Source organism: Candidatus Tisiphia endosymbiont of Oplodontha viridula, from assembly GCF_964264865.1.
Classification (GTDB): domain Bacteria; phylum Pseudomonadota; class Alphaproteobacteria; order Rickettsiales; family Rickettsiaceae; genus Tisiphia.
This window is the reverse complement of the sequence record NZ_OZ183486.1, coordinates 1396495-1413227: the sequence shown is the minus strand read 5'-3', so window position 1 is coordinate 1413227 and position 16733 is coordinate 1396495. Positions and strand designations below refer to the sequence as shown.

Sequence of the window (16733 nt, the reverse complement as noted above, 5' to 3'; positions counted from 1 at the left end):
AATATAGTCATATGGTAGCTTATGCATTCTGATGTTGCAATTATTATCCCTTCAAGACTTGATTCTGTAAGACTTCCCAAAAAACCTCTACAACTTGTAGGGGGAATCTCAATAATTGAGCGTGTTCTTAGGCAAGTATATTTAACCAAACTAAAAAATATTTATGTGGCAACTGATTCAGAAACTATAGCTAAAAAAGTTACTGATTGCGGTGGACAATTTATTATGACAAACCAAGAATGTCAAACTGGTACCGAACGTGTATACGAAGCATTTCAGCTAATCCCTAACAATCACCATATTAATTATATCCTGAATGTACAGGGTGATATGCCTTTTGTTGAACCGGAATCAATTATCAAAGTTATTGAAAGCCTAAAGTCCAGTAGCCATGATATTATGACCCCAGTAGTAAAAGTTGGTATAGATGCCGTAAATGGTCATAGTAATGTCAAAGTTATTACTGACCATAATGATAAGGCTTTGTATTTTTCTCGTAATCTCATTCCACACGGTGCAGAAGAATTTCTATATCATGTAGGAATGTATGGGTTTCGCAAAGAAGCATTAACTAAATTCATAAACTTACCTGTTTCAACTTTAGAATTAAGCGAAAAACTTGAACAACTAAGAGCATTACAAAATAACATGTCCATAGGGGTATGTTATGTTAACAATATTCCTATCTCTGTTGATACAATAGAGGATTTAAACAAGGCTATAGAGTTTTATCAAAAAAATATCAGTTAACCTGAATTCGATGTAACAAGTTACATCGAATTCAGTATTATATATAGAAACAATCAGGTTTGAAGCGGCTGCCCACCTGATTGTTAAAATATAATACTCCATTCAATATGTGATTTTAATTATTAAAATCACATATTGAATGATGAAAAAAGTTAAAATGCACCCGCGTCAGCCGCTTCAAGAGTTCATTTTTCCTTATAACAAAGCAAGTATCGATATAAGAATTAATAATTCTTATATCGAACTGAGGTTCAGTTAATAAATTATTTCCGTAGCATAATTAACACAACAAACCTGCCCTGAGGCAAACTGAATCCTTATGCTCCCGTTCTCATCTATGTCTTTAAAAATTCCTGAAATTTTTGTGTTTCCATCATTTACAGTAACCATCTTACCTAACTTATAAGCTCTTTTAAGCCAATATTGTCTTATTTTACTAAACCCTTCTTGTTTCCATCTATTAAAATATTTTTCAAAGTTAATCATGAGAAGCTCTAATAAATATTCTAGATCTTTTACTTCTATATTCTCATTGGATAAATTGGTTGCCAATTGATCAATATTTAAAGGGCTTCTCTTAACGTTTATGCCAATACCTATAATGAGATAATTATTATCATTTATACTAATAGACTCAAGCAATACACCCGATACTTTCTTGTCATTTATCAAAACATCATTGGGCCATTTTAATTTAATAGAATTTTCTGATCTAGTGGTCAAAGAATTGATAGTTTTATAAACAACAATAGCCATAACAAAAGATAATTGCGGAATATAGCTAAGATTAATCTTATGATTTAATAATATACTAACATGCAAATTCCCTAGACTAGAATGCCAAATTCTACTATTTCTTCCACGCGATTTTGTCTGATTTTTTGCCAATATTACATAATTTTTATCAGGACAATCCTTAGCCATCCTAATAGCTTCAGAACTGGTACTATCTATCTCATCAAAAATTAGTAGATTATATTTTTCCTGCCACGACATAGCTATAAACCATCCATAGTATACTCTTCTGCTTTGAAGAATTGTTTTTTGAAAATATCATGGATTCGCATGCTCACCATTCATTTTCAAATCCAATTCTTCAAATCATTTGAGTATATCAGCAAATGGCTGGATAAAAACACACAGTAGCAATAAAACTCCAATAATCAAATAGCATATAAATTTTAAGCTCTTAGGTGTTGGTACTAAAACTCGTTTCAAACTTTTATCCGCCTCAAAAAAATACATAAACTTAACTATTTTCAGATAATAATAAGCCGCTACAACACTTGTGCCAATAGCTATAAATGCTAGAGTAAATTGTTTCTCTATAATAGCCTGATAGAAAACGCTGTATTTCGCAAGAAATCCTGCCAGTGGTGGAATGCCTATCATAGAGAACATGATAATCGCAATCCCAGCAGCTAACGCCTTACGGGTAGAAGCAAGACCTTTAATATCATCAAAAGTTGCCGAATCTGATTTTTTACCTAGCAGATTAATTAGGCAAGCAAAAAAGCCAGTGACAGAAGCAGCATAAATAACCATATATAGTAAGGCTACTCTATCACCGTAAGGAGTATGAAAAGAAATAGCCATTAACACATAGCCAATATTTAGAATAGTGCTGTAACCCATTAGCCTTTTGAGGGAGGTTTGTCTAATAGCACCAGCTGCCCCAATAAGCATAGACAAAATCGCAGTGATTTTTATTAGATCAACTGAAATTTGCTTATAATCTCCAATTACCATAGTCATTATATTTAATAATACCACCACATTACCAATTTTTGTGGCAGCAGAGAAATAGGTAATTGAAGGAATGGGAGACCCTTCATATACATCTAGCGTCCAACTATGCAAAGGAGCAGCTGATAATTTAAATAAGATACCACTTAAAAAAAGCACTAAGCCCACTATTAAACCAATATTTGGCTGCGGTGAATGATTCAATTTCTCAAAAATATTACTATAATCTAAACTACCGCCAAATCCATAAATAAAGGAAATACCAAATAACGTTAGGCAGCTAATCAAAGACCCAAGGATAAAATATTTTAACGCTCCTTCTGATGCTTTAATATTATTCAGATTAAAGCCAGCTAATACATAGGCTACCAGTGCCTGTAACTCCATAGCAACAAATAAAAGTAAAAAATTACGGGCTGATATAGTAATAAAAACACCAACAGTAGAAAGCAGCACTAAGGTTATAAATTCTGTTTTAAACTCCTCCTTAGTGATTTTACAATATGCCTGATAAATCATCATGGTCATTATTGAAAATAATAAAACAAAGAATTTAAAAGCAACAGTAAAATGATTAACGACAAAAGAATTATGAAAAGCTATTATATCATTATCTGAACCTTGTAAAGCAAGATACTGCAACTGTTGAAAAGCAACAATAAGTAATATTGCCGATAGTAATATCTGAGTATTGCTAATGGTTTTAGTTTTTGTACTAAATAACACTGCATATGTTTGAGTAAACAAAGCTAGTAAGGTCAGCATTATCTCAGGTAAAATAATTACAAATTGTTTAAAAATTGGGTCTGTCATATTGCGAGCTTCTAAGTTTTTATATAAATCTAATATATACTATAAAATCGCTAGCACTAAGTACGAATAGTAAAAAATATTCAATTATATAGCTCCCTAGTAAGTTCCTGATATTATAGCTAAACTGGAAAGGTTTTAGCCAAAAAAACGTCATTGCGAGAAGCCGCTGCAAGCGGCGACGCGGCAATCTAAGATACGCGAAGCGTTACTCTAAAAAACAGCTTCGCTGTTTATCTAGATCGCCACGGCATCTAACGAGCCTTGCTATGACGAATGTGTTTAATTTGTTTATACATGTTCAACCATTACGCTCTTAAGTTGACGCCTATGTGCAATGACGGAGGGGCTATCTAGAACCTTAACGGGTTAGCTATATTTATCAAGTACCATAGCCATAATCTTACTAGCTATAGGGGCTGCTGCCCTGCCTCCGCCTCCACCATGATCTACAAAAACTAAAATAGAGTAACGAGGTTGTAGGTAAGGAGCAAACCCAGCGAATATAGCGTGGTTACGCCTTTCCCAAGCAATTGACTCTCTATTTAAATCATCATTGATATTAGCCTTTGATTGCACTTGTGCCGTACCTGTTTTACCAGCTAATTGATGCCCTTCTGTCAAAATTCTACTATAATAGGCAGTCCCACCTTGCGTATTAACTGCTCTATACATGCCTTCTTTTAAAATATCTAGATATTGTTGATTTATATTAACCTGATCAAATACTGACCCATCTTTTACTGATATATCTTTAGCAATTTTAGGATTATACAATTTCCCATTATTGGCAATTGCCGTTACAAATCTAGCTAACTGGATTGGAGTAGCTGATAAGAACCCCTGCCCTATCGATAAATTAAGAGTATCACCAATCGTCCATTTAGAGTTAAATTTTTTCATTTTCCACTCTTCTGAAGGAACAAAACCTGATGCTTCTCCAGTTAAATCAATGCCAGTTTTTGTACCAAAACCAAAATTTCTGGCCATATCTAATATTCTTTTATGACCTATTAAGCGAGCTATTTCATACATATAAGAATTACAAGAATATTTGATAGCATTATACATATCAACGATGCCATGACCATGACGATTCCAGCACCTAGCGCTATTATTACCTAATACTGAAGCCCCAGTACAATTAACAGTTTTAGTCGGTTTAATGCCATTCTCTAATCCAGCTAAAATTGTAATAATTTTAAAAATAGATCCAAGTGGGTAAGTACTTTGTATAGTCTTATTAATCAACGGCTTATAGGGATCATTGACTAAACTTTGCCAGTAATCTTGGGATAATTTTATAAAATTATTAGCCTCAAATACTGGTGACATAGCCAGCACTAGCACATTACCATTAGTGGTATCGATAACTATTGCAGAGCAACCTTGTTTATTTAAGTATGGTTGCACTCTTTGTTGTAGTTCCACGTCAATATTTAGATGTAAGTCCTCACCTTGCTGGCTTTGAATATTGGTGATTTCTCTTACTTGTTTGCCCAAAGCATTTACTTCTATCTGCTTATAACCAAATTTCCCACGTAACTTGTCTTCATAATATTTTTCTACACCAAATTTTCCAATATTAAAATCCCCTAAATTGTTAATTTGTAAATCTTGTTTTTCTTGCTCATTAATCTGTCCAATGTACCCTATCACATGACAAGTCGCTTCTGAAAAATGGTAAAATCTTGCATAACTAGCATCTACAAAAATAGAACTTAAATTTAACTTTTGTTCTTCAATAAGTGACATTTGTTGCCAGCTAAGATTATCTAGTATAACCAAAGGAATATGTTTATTGGCTTTTTTTATTTTTTGCTTAATGTAATTTTGTTCTTCTTCGGATAATTCTAGGATATTGGCAACTAGAGCTAATTCGTTTTTGTAATCATTGCCATTATGTATGTCAAGTAACAACCTAAAACAAGTTTGGTTTGTAGCCATAATGTTACCGTTGATATCATAAATTTGCCCTCTAAAAGGTGGAATTAGAATAAAACTTATACGATTTTTATCAGATAAAGTACGATATTTATCATTTTCAAGCAACTCCATAAAAAACATTCTTCCAGCCAATAACGAAAGCAATGTCAGTTTTCCTGAACCTATGAGAAAAGCCCTTCTTGATATTAACTGGCTATATAATATTTTACTATTTAGCATGTTTTCTAAAATATTCTAATGCTTTATCAAGTGGAATTCGTAGCAAATTATATGAGAATATAGTAGTTAGATACTGCATTAACATCATAAAATACCCCTCCGAAGATAAGCCTTTGCTTAAAATTAGCAAATATCTAAAATGTAATATAAAGAAATAATAGAAACAAAAGACGATAAAATTTGTTAAATAACTTCTAAGTACAAAAAATTTTCCTGTGAATTCTAAAATTATGTGAGCAATTATCAGAACCAAAGAATTTGTACCAATTGGCATGGAATATAACTGGTCAAAAATTATTCCTGCTAAAAATATTAGCCAAAAACCAATATGATAGAATGTGGAAAAATAGTAGAGTAAACTAACTTCAAAAGCTGGGAAAATAATAGATTCTCCATTAATTCTAAAATTTTCTAACGGAAAAATTAATAATAACAAACATAATTCTAATAATATTATTTTACCAAATATTTGTGATAAATTGCCAAAAAACTTCATACTAATTTTAGTTCTTTAATTACTGATGAAATAATCGGTAATGTTAGATCATATTTTCTTATGAGATCCAATACCAGTTTAGCAGATTCTCGACCCTCCACTAAGTATAAATTTTCATTTAAAAATTTATTAACATCTGAATGCTTCCCTAATTCATAACCAAATCTACTATTTCGTGATTCTTTAGAGTAACAAGTTAGCACCAAATCCCCTAATACACCTGGAGCATATAAAATAGAGCTATCCTCTAATTCTCCGTCAATGGCCTCAGATAAAATTTTTATTTCTTGAAGCCCCCCCGTTATCAGACCTGCTTTAGCATTCTGTCCATAACCTTTTGCCTCATACCACCCACTTTTTATCGCTACAATATTTTTAACAGCAGATGCCACTTGCATTGCTACCACATAGTCAGTTATAGTAACCTTAAATTGTTGTGATATTAAACTAACTGCCAATCTTCTTGCAAGGTCAATGTCTACAGAAGCAATAGTTACCGAACTTAATAAATTTTGGGCAACTTCTTTAGCTAGGTTAGGTCCAGCGATAAACGCCAACGGATTATTTGGTAATATCTTTTTTACTTTATCGGATAGTAGTTCTGTAGGATCTCTAGAAAAGCCCTTAGTTGCAACTAATAACGCCACATCCTTAGATATCCCAGTATCTTTTAATATATTCAGAGTATCATGAAAAGCAAAAGATGGTACAGCAATAATTATTACTTCTTGATCTAAAATAGCTGCCAACTCACTATAAGGCACTATATTACTTGGTAATGTAACATCACTACCCAAATATTTGCTATTGGTTTTACTATTTTTTATTTCTTCAACAATATTATTATCACGTAAAAATATGGGAGCAGCATCATAGCACCTTGCCACCTGACAGGCTAGTGCAGTTCCCCAACTACCGCCACCATAAACAGCAATATTTTTAAATTTTTTCATACCAAAATTTCTGAAATCATATGATTATCTTCTATAGCAACTAGCCGAGCCTTAACAATTTGTCCTACATCAAAATTACCTTCAAGCTTTACCGGAATAAAATTTTCTGTATGAGCTATGTTATTTTGTTCTACAAGTAGCTCTACTTCCTGCCCTATATTCCTTTGGAAAAATTTTTGTAATTGTTGTTCCCCGGCAGTTCTTAGAATTTCTGCTCTTACTTTTCTAATCGATTTTGCTATTTGCGGCATTCTTGCAGCCGGAGTTTCATCACGTTCAGAATATGGGAAAACGTGTAAATATTGTAAATCTGCCTCAGAGATCAGTCTTTTTGTATTATCAAACATTGCATCAGTTTCCGTCGGAAAACCAGCTATAATGTCTGCACCAAATGATACATTTGGTCTTAAATTACGCAACTTATGACAAAAATCAATAATATTTTGACGATTATGGCGACGTTTCATACGCTTAAGTATCATATCATCACCAGCTTGTAAACTAATATGAAAATGCGGCATAATCTTTGGTATATAAGCCATAAGATCGAACAAATCGTCATCGATCTCAGCTACATCAATTGAAGATAATCTAAGCCTCTTTAGTTCTGGAACCAAGCCAATAATTCGTCTAATCATCTGAGCAAAAGTTGGAGCTCCTGGCAAATCTGGTCCATAAGCCGTCACATCAACACCTGTAAATACTACTTCATTGTAACCATTTTCTACTAATGCCCTTAACTGTCGTACTATAACACCCATCGGTACTGACCTACTATTACCTCTACCATAAGGTATCATACAAAATGTACAACGATGATTACAACCATTTTGCACCTGAATGAAGGCACGAGACCTACCATCAAAACTACTCACCATATGATTAACAGTTTCAGTAACCGACATTATATCATTTACCACCACTTTTTCTTCGGTAAATTGATAATGGGCAGCTATTAACTTTTCTTCATTACCAAGTACTTTATCAACCTCAACCATATTAGCAAAAATAGCTGGGTTATTCTGAGCAGCACAACCAGTAACAATAATTCTTACATCAGGATTATTTCTTTTAGCCTTACGAATTGCTTGACGTGATTGTTTTTCAGCTTCCTTAGTGACCGCACAAGTATTAAATACTATGACATTCTCAAGACCAGAAAGAGCTAGATTATTTTTGATCACTTCACTTTCATAAATATTTAATCTGCAGCCAAAAGTTACAACTTCTTGTGATTTAGTCATAAAAAAACTCCCCACGTGAAACTAAAGTAGCAGGACCAGTCATTATTATATTCTCACCTTGCTTTGACATTTGTAGACTACCCAATTGAAATACTACTTGACAAGGAGAGCTAATAAATCCTAGCTTGACCGCAGAAGCAAAACTAGCACATGCTCCACTACCACAAGCAAGAGTTAAGCCTGTACCTCTTTCCCAAACCGATAAATAAATTTTATTATCCTTGATTGAAGCAAAATTAACGTTAACACCATCAGCAAATAATTCTTTTTCCTGTAATTTCTCTCCTATTATTTCTTTATCTTCAATAGCGAGATCACTAAAAATAACAAAATGTGGATTACCAATATCGGCACAGATAACTTCCTTGATGTCGATCATATAACGCTCTACAACCGGCCAAATTTTTTCGGATGAAGGCATCCAATCTTCCTCGAAACTAACTATCCCACTATCTACTTCAATCTCGTGCTCATTCAGTATCTTACAAGATAATTCTTTTCCATATATTAGACCTCTTGCAGGATTCGCTTCTGCTGAGGAATTTGTAGGAGACACGGAACGGAGAACCGGAGCGTACTCTAGTGTACGTGAGGATTCGAGTACCGGATCGACACACAAATTACCAGCAGAAGTAGAATTATGTAAGGGGTCTATCCTCAAAGTGATTTCCTTTATCCCTAAATCAAGATATACCAGCTTGGCAAGACATCTTGAAGCATTACCACATAATTTGGCACTTGATCCATCTTGGTTATATATAATCATCTCATAGTAATTTGGTTTTTTATCATAAATAATAAACTGATCACAACCAATACCAGTATGGCGATTGGCAATCTTTAGAGATAATTGTTGCAAATCACAATTTTTAGGTAAATCACGCTGGTTGATAATCACAAAATCGTTACCTAATCCATGCATTTTAGCGAAATTGATTTTTTGGGACACAGAAATATCTTTAGTTGTTTGAGGTTATTATACCAAATATATGAAATTTATGTAGAAAATAATAGACTCCTTGTTAGTATCTAGACTTCTTGCAGAATTCGCTGCTGTTGAGGCATTTATAGGAGACACGGAACGGAAAACCGCAGCGTACTCTAGTGTACGTGAGGATTTGAGCACCGGATCGACGCCCAAATTACCAGCAGAAGTAGAATTATGCAAGAAGTCTAATGATATTAACAACTAACTAATAACTATTAAAAATATATCTAGTAAACCTACTTTTATAGAGATAAAATGACAAAAATTACCAAGCACCATTGACATAATAAATGCATGAAATATTTTCTTAGTAGTATAACATGATAATCATCTATGAAGTAAAGTTATTTAATAGTGATCGAAACCAAAAGTATGCAAACCACTACATGGGTAATGTTTCCTAAGATATTTATTGAGTTAGCCAAAAATTAAAAGAGCTTTATATGCCTTATTTGCAAAAATTTGTATTTGACTCACCTATGTTATGTGTTTTCTATTTAGGAGGAAAAGTTGAAGGTTGCAATATAGAAATGCATGATGTTGTATTTGCAGTCGGGAAATCTGATATTGAAATTTCTCAAAAAATTAAAAGCAAATGGTGTGGTATAAAAACATCTTTACATGTTGATTCTTGGTTCATACTAGCTAGTCTTAACGGTTTTGATGTTAAAATTACGGAAATAAAACCTCAATCTAGTACCAATCATTTATATTTTGTTAACCTTGGTTCTTATAAGAAAAACTTATTTGGAGAAAATCATTTTATCACTTTTGTTGTTGCACAATCGAGAAGCCAAGCCATTGAACAAGCAAGAAGAGAAGTGTCTAAGGGTACAGAAATGTTACATACTGACAATATCTATGATATAGATGAATGCATTAGAATTACTGAAGTTGATAATTACCATATTGCACTTGAATATACTGGCATAAAAAAGAAGTTAAGTATAATCAATGGTTATCAGCAACTCAAATAAATAGTTATAATATTAAATTAAGGTCATATATACTTCTATGATTTCAAGAGTTGTGCTTTAGACACGACGACCTTAATTCTTGAAGTTCACCGAGTATACTTTGTTTTGATAGGAAATGACTCCTTGCATAACTAGTTGTAAAGAGTTATTTTAAGGTCATTGGAATCTAAATAAGTGATAAAATGACTTTTAACTCAAGCAAACTTAAAAATGGTCTAACTATTCTTACCTATAATATGTCTAATGTAAATTCTGTAGCTATTAATGTCATTGTCAATGTAGGGAGTCGCTATGAACAATCTTCAGAAATAGGCATATCCCATTTTCTTGAACATATGGCATTTAAAGGCACAAAAACTAGGTCTGCTAAACAAATTGCTGAAGAATTTGACTCTATAGGAGGACATTTTAATGCATATACCTCGCATGAACAAACTGTTTATTATTCAAAAATATTGAATGAAAACTGCTATAAAGCTTTAGAAATACTGGCGGATATCATACAAAATTCAGTTTTTTCAAAGGAAGAAATAGCCAAAGAATATCAGGTGATTCTACAAGAAATTGCTCATGTTCAAGATAACCCTGATGAACTTATCCACGAAAAATTTTATAGTAGTGCTTATGAGAATCAAGCACTTGGCAGGTCAATTCTAGGAACTCACGACAGTTTGGCTAAATTTGATAGAGAACATTTTAGTAATTACGTTGACAAACATTATAATGCCGAAAATATTTACTTATCAGTAGCAGGAAATATTTCCCATGAGCAAGTTGTAGAATTTGCCAAAAAATTATTTTGTTCATTAAAAAATAAACAAAATAGTCATTTTGAGAAAGTTAGATATACAGGGGGACATAGCTTTATCACCAAAGACCTTGAGCAAACTACCCTAGTTCTAGGTTTCGAGAGTGTGCCGTATTTTAACATACAACAATTATATCATACGCAAGTTCTTTCACTAATACTTGGCAGTGGTATGTCATCAAGATTATTTCAACAAATCAGGGAAAAACTTGGACTGGTTTATTCAATTGGTAGCTATAATAACTCCTACTATGATAGTGGGATTTTTGGCATATATGCCTCCACTAATCACGATAAACTACCATTCCTTGCAGAACAATTAGTTAATGAAATAAAAAAAATTTCTACAGACATCAAAGACTCAGAAATTGATAGGGCTAAAGTACAACTAAAAACTAGTATCTATATAGCTCAAGAAGAATCTTCTTATAAATCAGAAGAAATTGGTAAGAATTTTGCTGTTTTTGGCAAATATATACCTACTAAACAAACTATTGAATATATTATGAATATAACAAAACAAGATATAATAAATATTGCTAACAAAATATTTGTTACAAAACCTACTTTATCTATTATTGGTCCTAAACCACTTGCCATAGATTATCAAGAATTATGCCATAAGCTAGCTCTATGAAATCGGTGCTATTAACTAGAAGTTTAGAGGATAATGATGAAATCATTAGAGAATTGGAGAAAAATTGTAGTTTTAAATATATCTGTTCTCCTTTAGTAGAATATCAAGCTTTGCCATTAAATAGCACTACTTTGCATAATATTTTGCATAATTATGTTAATATAATTGTCACCAGTAAAGTTGCTGCTAGAATCCTTGCTGGACATCAAGAGCTAGAACAAAAGAATTTATGGATAGTCGGCAATTCATCAAAGTTAATTCTAGAACAAAAAAATTTTGTAGTACGATATGTTGCTACAAATATTCAAGATCTACTAGAAAACATCCCTCAAGAAATATATGAGCAAACCATATATTTATCGTCAAATGAAATTACTCAAGATTTGCCTCAAAAAATAAAAAGACACATTATTTATCGGGTAAAATACGCGACCCAGCTATACCAAATAGCAGAGATTGAAAAGGGCATCAATTTTATTTTACTATATTCACAGAACAGCACTAAGACTTTTATTGAATTATTAATAAAAAATAATTTGCTAAAACTACTAGATAATAGTTTAGTAATTACTATAAGTGAAAAGGTAGCAAATATTATTAGATATTTTGCCAAAAATGTGGTTTATTGTGATAATGGACAGCCGCAACAAATGTTAGAGTTATTAATTTATAATGCAAAAATCAGAAACTAATATAATAAAAGTTCGTAGTAATAATCCTATTATTCTCACAATTATTCTAATTGTGTTATTTGCCATATCAATAGGTTACATGACTTTTTTCAATAATAAAAAGGTCGATTCTGAATTACCCAATAATACAACTATTTCTAAAACAGACTCTATGTTAGAACATGATGTAATTCAAGAAGATAATAGTCCAAAACAAGAAGAAGTCTCATTAAACCACCAACCCGAACCATCTAAGACCCCCCTTAATTATAGCATTTATTTACTTAGCGTTAATCTTTTAGTGATGAATTTTTTACAAGATAAAGATTATACACAGCAAATTCGTCAAATTGAAACTATAGAGTTACCTACAAGAATAAAAAATACTTTGCTAGACCTACATAATTATAATGAAAATTATTTACTTAATAACAGTTTAGGTTTAATCAAGATATTTCCACAAGCAAATTGTTGGATTGAGAAATTTATTAAGATTGAAAGAAAATCTAGTTTTACCAAAGATAAAGAAAAACTAAAGTTGAGAATAATAGGCAATCTAGATTTTTTTATTAATTTCTTTTATTCAGAAGAATTACAACAAGAATTTGTAGAGTAAAATAATGATAAGATTATTAATAATTTGTATTACATTTTTGTTATTATATTTAGGTTTTTCTGTCTTAAATCAGCTTGACTCAACATTAACCTTAAATTTATATGATTATTATATAGAAACCTCCTTTTTTACTTTCATTATTTTATATATATTATTTACACTTTTTAGTGCTATTTTTTTAAAAATAATATTTCTAATTATTGACCTACCTGCTAATTTAAAAGATATTTTCTTTTCCAAAAGAGCTACTACTGATAATTACCTACTGATGAAGGCTATGGCAGAATATATTGCTGGTGAAAAATCAAAGTCAGTAGCAACTAGTCAAAAAATAGCTCATCGTTTAACTAAAGAAAACAAGGTATTTCATACTTTACTTTTAGCAGAAGCAGAATTAGATACTTCAATAAGAATAAAATATTTTCAGGAATTAGAGCAATCTAAACATTATAGTGCCTTTGTTACCAAAAGACTTGCACAAATATTTTATCAAAATAATATGTATGAAACAGCTGAGAATTATGCTGTTAGATCATTTAACCTAAATGAATTTGATAGTGAAACTTTAGAAATTTTACTTGATTGTTATGCTAAACTTTCTCTGTGGACAAAATTTATCTTTGTGGTATCCAAACTTAACAGAGTTGACGCACAAAAACTAGAGTCTATAAAGAACAAAATAGCTGATTATTATGTTGACGCTGCCAAAAATATGCTAGAAGCTAATGAGACAAAAGATGCTATCCATTATTTAGAATCAGCTATTAAACTTATACCTTCACATATCTCCGCATTAAATCTCTATCTACCTCTAAATTCTTCTAGCTGGAATAATAAAAACATTGAAATATTAAAAGCTGCCTTCGCAAATAACCCTTCTTTTGAGATTGTAGAATTATATAAGCAATTTTCTTCTGTACCCCCTTTAAGAATTTATGAAGATCTAGTAATGTTAGTAAACCCTAAACAATATTTAGGGCTATTTTTAGCTATAGCCGCTTATTTAGGCTTACCGGAAAAGATTAAAAATCTTAAAAATGAACCTGAACTATTACCTTTTCATGATATTTGAGCTTAATATATCTCCTGAGAAGGATCTTTTTCGGGAGGAATATTATGGAAAGCATCATTATCTTGACCTTGGTTCTGATAATCTAATACTGGTATATCATGAATTTTGAATGCTTCCATAATACTACTAGCAGAAGTAACTTTACCAGTTGTTGGATCTATTGGTAACAATTTAATTGATTCTGGTACTTTAAATGCCAGTGATGGAATATCAGAATAAGCCTTCTCCATAAAATCAATAAATATAGGTAAGGCAACACTTGAGCCTGTTGCAGTTTTTCCTAGTGTTTTTGGCGTATCATAACCAATATATGTTCCGACAACTATTTTTGGAGTAAAACCAATAAACCAAGTATCCATACTATCGTTGGTAGTACCACTTTTGCCAGCTATAACTTTACCAAGTTTTTTTGCAGCGGTTGCCGTACCTCTTTCAACTGCTCCAGTGAGAAATGAGATAATCTGATAATCACTTGCTTCATCGGTAATCATCCGATAGTCGGGTTGAGGTAGGATAGGGAGTGATACGTTATCAGTAAGCTGGGAATCAGATACATTACAATTTTTACATTCCCTATTGTCTCTACGATAAATTATTTTACCATTACGATCTTTAATTAGTTCTACGAAATGCGGTGTAACTTTTTTCCCTGAATTAGCAATTATTGCATAAGCATTGGTCATTTTTTCTAGTGTAGTTTCGAGCGAACCAAGCACCATAGAATAAAATCTCTTCGGCTCATTATTAATACCAAATCGCTTGATTATCTCAGCAACTTTGCTTAGTCCTATAGCTTGTGCTACCCTAACAGTAACAAGGTTTCGTGATTTCTCAAGCCCTATACGCATAGTAATTGAACCTAGAAAATTTCCTTTATAATTTTTTGGTCGCCAAACTGGCATGCCAGGACCTTGCGGAATCTCTACTGGACCATCTTCAAAAATTCTATTTGGCTGGATTGCGTTTTCTAAAGCAGCAAGATAAACAAAAGTTTTACTGAGTGATCCTGGTTGTCGCAACGCCTGAGTAGCACGATCAAATTTACTAACTGTGAAATCATATCCACCAACGCTGGCAAGTACCTGACCTGTTGTAGGATTCATCACTATAATCGCACCATTAACGGTAGGAATTTGCCTTAATCCGTAATTAGCATTTACTTTTTCGACTACTATAACATCACCCTTTTGTAAAAGAGTTTTTACTGATTTAAGATCATTTTTTGCCCACTTCATTTCTGATAAAACTATTTTTGACTTACTCAAGTCACAAAGACCAATTTCCGCTTGATTATCTGAAACATTTAACACAACAGCTAATTGATATTCTAAAATAGCTGGAGGTTTTGCTACTTTATTTAAATTATCTTGCCAGTTATTTAAATCAATATTAGTTATAACTCCTCTAAAACCATGCTTCCTATCATATGCTCTTATGCCTTGCCTAAGAGCATTTTCTGCAGCTTGCTGATAACCAGCATCAAGTGAAGTAATAACCGTTAACCCTCCAGTATAGAAATATTCTTTACTGCCAATTTTACTAATGACTTCTTCCCGTACTTGCTCAGCATAATAACCGGCTGTAACGGTTTCGTTACGATCCCGCTTTTGCAAAGTAATAGGGGTATCTACTGCTTCTTTTGCTGTCTCTTGCGTTATATAACCATCTTCCAACATTCTCATAATAACATAATCTCTACGATCTTTCACCCTAGCATAATTTCTCTCCGGATTAAAATTTGATGGTGCTTTTGGTAGGCCAGCGATAAAAGCTGATTCGGCAACAGTTAAATCTTCAATAGACTTATTAAAATAATTCTGAGCAGCCATGGCAACTCCATAAGCTCCCCTACCAAAAAATGTTTGATTAAGATATAACTCCAAAATTTGATCTTTAGTAAAGGTTTTTGAGACCCTATAGGATAAAATTGCTTCTTTGATCTTACGTTCTATTGATACTTCAGAGGTTAATAAAAAATTCTTAACTACTTGTTGAGTAATAGTTGACCCTCCTTCTACTCTACGATGATGCAAAATATTAGAGATATTGAATATGGCTGCTCTGATTATACTTATAACATCAACTCCTGGATGTTCAAAAAAATTCTTATCTTCTGCTGAAATAAACGCTTCTATAAGAGAACGTGGTACACTACTAATAGGTACAAAAACTCTACGTTCCAAAGCATATTCCTCCATTAATTTTCCATTTTGTGCATAAACTCTTGTTACCGATGGTGGATGATAATCGGCAAGTTGAGAATAGTCAGGTAGATCTTTAGAGTAATGATACAACAAATATATACAAGCACTAAGAGCTATTATGCCTGATATTATAAATAATTTAAAAAATATATAAAAAAATTTGAGCATTTTTGACAAAGTATTTCTCACATTTATTCAAGTAAAAGTTTTATCTTAGATAATATTTCTGCTACCAGCTTTTTGTCTAACGTAATACTCGATAATCAAGTTTTCTTCTGAAGACTACAATTCATGGCAGTTTATGTCATTCCCGCCTACGCGCATAGGTGTCAACTTAAGAGCGTAATGATTGAGCATGTATAAGTAAATCAAACCTAAACGTCTATTAGCGAGAAGCCGCTGCAAGCGGCGACGCGGCAATCTAAGATACGCGAAGCGTTACTCTAAAAAACAGCTTCGCTGTTTATCTGGATCGCCACGGCATCTAACGAGCCTTGCTATGACGACTGTGTTTAATTTGTTTATACATGTTCAATCATTACGCTCTTAAGTTGACGCCTATGTGCCTACGCAGGAATGACATATTAGTGATCCA

The 16733-nt window shown here is 32.5% G+C and carries 15 protein-coding genes; 7 read left to right on the top strand and 8 right to left on the bottom strand.

Going from position 1 to position 16733, the window contains the following annotated elements:
• Positions 1 to 21: 21 nt before the first annotated feature.
• Positions 22 to 750: a 3-deoxy-manno-octulosonate cytidylyltransferase gene (locus ACFEL1_RS06885; protein ID WP_342259988.1), complete on the top strand. Its 729-nt coding sequence runs from the start codon at positions 22 to 24 to the stop codon at positions 748 to 750.
• Between the two features lie 255 nt (positions 751 to 1005).
• On the opposite strand, the gene ACFEL1_RS06880 is transcribed toward ACFEL1_RS06885, so the two are convergent.
• The 7 genes from ACFEL1_RS06880 to dapF all read right to left on the bottom strand — a co-directional run bounded on the left by ACFEL1_RS06880 (position 1006) and on the right by dapF (position 9114).
• Positions 1006 to 1746, bottom strand: a complete 741-nt coding sequence (locus ACFEL1_RS06880) for a biotin--[acetyl-CoA-carboxylase] ligase (protein WP_375330888.1) — start codon at positions 1744 to 1746, stop codon at positions 1006 to 1008.
• Between the two features lie 105 nt (positions 1747 to 1851).
• Positions 1852 to 3309, bottom strand: a complete 1458-nt coding sequence (gene nuoN, locus ACFEL1_RS06875) for an NADH-quinone oxidoreductase subunit NuoN (RefSeq protein WP_375330887.1) — start codon at positions 3307 to 3309, stop codon at positions 1852 to 1854.
• Positions 3310 to 3675: 366 nt separating this feature from the next.
• Positions 3676 to 5472 carry a penicillin-binding protein 2 gene (gene mrdA, locus ACFEL1_RS06870; RefSeq protein WP_375330886.1) on the bottom strand — a complete coding sequence of 599 codons (1797 nt, stop codon included), beginning with the start codon at positions 5470 to 5472 and terminating at the stop codon, positions 3676 to 3678.
• Complete coding sequence (locus ACFEL1_RS06865) at positions 5462 to 5968, bottom strand: hypothetical protein (protein WP_341763101.1); 507 nt, start codon at positions 5966 to 5968, stop codon at positions 5462 to 5464. Before ACFEL1_RS06865 ends, mrdA begins: the two co-directional genes overlap by 11 nt.
• Complete coding sequence (locus tag ACFEL1_RS06860; RefSeq protein WP_375330885.1) at positions 5965 to 6921, bottom strand: NAD(P)H-dependent glycerol-3-phosphate dehydrogenase; 957 nt, start codon at positions 6919 to 6921, stop codon at positions 5965 to 5967. The genes ACFEL1_RS06865 and ACFEL1_RS06860 overlap by 4 nt, the downstream gene beginning before the upstream one ends.
• The gene (mtaB, locus tag ACFEL1_RS06855; protein ID WP_375330884.1) at positions 6918 to 8165 is read right to left on the bottom strand and encodes a tRNA (N(6)-L-threonylcarbamoyladenosine(37)-C(2))-methylthiotransferase MtaB; all 1248 of its coding nucleotides are present in this window, start codon (positions 8163 to 8165) and stop codon (positions 6918 to 6920) included. The genes ACFEL1_RS06860 and mtaB overlap by 4 nt, the downstream gene beginning before the upstream one ends.
• Entirely contained in the window at positions 8158 to 9114 is a 957-nt protein-coding gene (gene dapF / locus ACFEL1_RS06850; protein ID WP_410521686.1) for a diaminopimelate epimerase, read from the bottom strand. The genes mtaB and dapF overlap by 8 nt, the downstream gene beginning before the upstream one ends.
• 70 nt (positions 9115 to 9184) lie before the next feature.
• Between dapF and ACFEL1_RS06835 the strand changes: the two genes are divergently transcribed.
• The 6 genes from ACFEL1_RS06835 to ACFEL1_RS06810 all read left to right on the top strand — a co-directional run bounded on the left by ACFEL1_RS06835 (position 9185) and on the right by ACFEL1_RS06810 (position 13934).
• Positions 9185 to 9358, top strand: coding sequence for a palindromic element RPE1 domain-containing protein (locus ACFEL1_RS06835; RefSeq protein WP_375330883.1), 174 nt, complete (start codon positions 9185 to 9187; stop codon positions 9356 to 9358).
• 238 nt (positions 9359 to 9596) lie between these two features.
• A complete protein-coding gene (locus ACFEL1_RS06830; RefSeq protein WP_341763098.1) occupies positions 9597 to 10130 on the top strand; it encodes a DUF1543 domain-containing protein in 534 nt (177 codons plus the stop codon).
• Positions 10131 to 10312: 182 nt separating this feature from the next.
• On the top strand, positions 10313 to 11575 hold the full coding sequence (locus ACFEL1_RS06825; RefSeq protein WP_375330882.1) for a M16 family metallopeptidase: 1263 nt from the start codon (positions 10313 to 10315) through the stop codon (positions 11573 to 11575).
• Positions 11572 to 12267: a uroporphyrinogen-III synthase gene (locus ACFEL1_RS06820; protein WP_342278845.1), complete on the top strand. Its 696-nt coding sequence runs from the start codon at positions 11572 to 11574 to the stop codon at positions 12265 to 12267. Before ACFEL1_RS06825 ends, ACFEL1_RS06820 begins: the two co-directional genes overlap by 4 nt.
• Positions 12248 to 12862: a hypothetical protein gene (locus ACFEL1_RS06815; RefSeq protein WP_342278846.1), complete on the top strand. Its 615-nt coding sequence runs from the start codon at positions 12248 to 12250 to the stop codon at positions 12860 to 12862. The genes ACFEL1_RS06820 and ACFEL1_RS06815 overlap by 20 nt, the downstream gene beginning before the upstream one ends.
• Before the next feature lie 4 nt (positions 12863 to 12866).
• Positions 12867 to 13934 carry a tetratricopeptide repeat protein gene (locus ACFEL1_RS06810; RefSeq protein ID WP_342278847.1) on the top strand — a complete coding sequence of 356 codons (1068 nt, stop codon included), beginning with the start codon at positions 12867 to 12869 and terminating at the stop codon, positions 13932 to 13934.
• Between the two features lie 2 nt (positions 13935 to 13936).
• Here ACFEL1_RS06810 and ACFEL1_RS06805 read toward each other — a convergent pair whose 3' ends face one another.
• Positions 13937 to 16306 (bottom strand): penicillin-binding protein 1A, encoded by a 2370-nt coding sequence (locus tag ACFEL1_RS06805; RefSeq protein WP_342279234.1) that lies wholly within the window; start codon positions 16304 to 16306, stop codon positions 13937 to 13939.
• Positions 16307 to 16733: the final 427 nt, after the last annotated feature.